A 1,531-nucleotide genomic window follows, 5' to 3' on the forward strand; every position below is an offset into this window, starting at 1 on the left:
TGACTTGCGTGACCAGCCGCCAGCCGGCTCATGGCATGACGCACCTTGTTGTGCTATTGCCGGAAGAAGCGAATATGTAAGCCAAAATCATGGGGTAGTAGCTACATTCCTCAAACTAATGTCATATGCTGGGGACTATGCTAATAAAAATCATGACGAAAGTTCTGAAATTGTTTCTCAGTGGATAGGTATTCCGGCAGATGCGGCTAAAGCGTCTAATATTGTCTTTTTAACAGTACCTACTGATACCTGGGTGAAAAACTTGGGTGTTTATCAAGAGTTAATGAACGAGATGAACAAATATAAGGGAGCGTTGAAGGGCAAAAAGCTGGAGGAAGTAAAGGATTTGATGTTTGACTTTAGCCATGTGCCAAAAGCACAACCTAAATAGAAAAAATTATGAGGGGCCTATAGCCCCTCTATTAATTATAGGTGATTACCATGCATCCTTTATTTAGTAAAGTTGCAAACAGAGTTGTTTTGCCACTACTGTTTTTGAGTGTATGGCAGGCAGTGGCGCTTACATTAAATAACCCAGTTGTGTTGCCGACAGTGGGGGATACCTTAACAAACCTGCTTAATCCCGGTAATGACTTGCTGAGTATGGGGTCACTAGGTCAAAATATTTTAGTTAGCCTTTGGCGTGTAATGATTGGATTTGTATTGGCAGCCATATTAGCTATACCATTGGGAATTTTAATGGGATATAGTAGGACGATCTTCCATTTATTGAATCATGTACTGGGAGTGCTGAGACCAATACCGCCGTTGGCCTGGGTTCCCCTGGTATTAGCATGGTTTGGCGTTGCCAGTCTGGCAACTGTTTTAGGAATACAATCCGGTGAAGCCTACTTGTATTTGCGCAATATAAAAATTTCTATGGTTTTTATCATATTTATTGGTGCGTTTTTCCCGATTATTACCAATACCATTTATGGAGTGCAAAGTGTGAGACGGATTTTAATTGATTCGGCATTAGTTTTAGGAGCTCGATCTTACGATGTGTTTCGTAAAATTTTACTGCCGGCTGCGGCTCCCTCGATTGTAAGTGGTTTGCGTATTGGTCTGGGTGTAGCTTGGATGTGTCTGGTAGCGGCCGAAATGTTACCTGGAAGTATTGCCGGTGTAGGATATTTGATTACCCATGCTTATACTATGGCCAGAACCGATATCGTTATTGCCGGAATGATATCTATCGGGGTTATCGGCACAGTGCTAGATACGGTGTTTCGTTATTTGGCAGATAAGAAATTTTCCTGGCAGCGCTTATCTCGTTAATTTGGGGGATTATCTATGACTGAATGTTTTTTGCAAGTTAATCATGTCTGGAAAGAGTATAAAACGCAGCATAAAGCTATCGTATCAGCTCTGCAAGACATTACGTTTACAGTTCAACAAAATGATTTTATTTGTATTGTTGGTCCTTCAGGCTGCGGCAAGTCAACCTTGCTGCGGTTAATCTCAGGCTTGGAGCCTGCTAGCCAAGGCACAATTATTTATAAAAATAAACCGATCATCCGGCCAACTGCCC

At 41.8% G+C, this 1,531-nt stretch carries 3 protein-coding genes; all 3 read left to right on the forward strand.

Annotated elements, in window-relative coordinates:
* Nucleotides 1–391 (forward strand): hypothetical protein (locus AC29Z1_RS17830; protein WP_488272773.1); only part of this gene is annotated, 391 nt, incomplete at its 5' end.
* Between the two features lie 104 nt (nucleotides 392–495).
* Nucleotides 496–1,278 (forward strand): ABC transporter permease, encoded by a 783-nt coding sequence (locus AC29Z1_RS17835; protein WP_488272774.1) that lies wholly within the window; start codon nucleotides 496–498, stop codon nucleotides 1,276–1,278.
* A gap of 15 nt (nucleotides 1,279–1,293) precedes the next feature.
* Nucleotides 1,294–1,531: ATP-binding cassette domain-containing protein (locus tag AC29Z1_RS17840; RefSeq protein ID WP_488272775.1), on the forward strand; the 238-nt coding region annotated here is incomplete at its 3' end.

The sequence above is a fragment of the Sporomusa sp. genome, assembly GCF_057736855.1.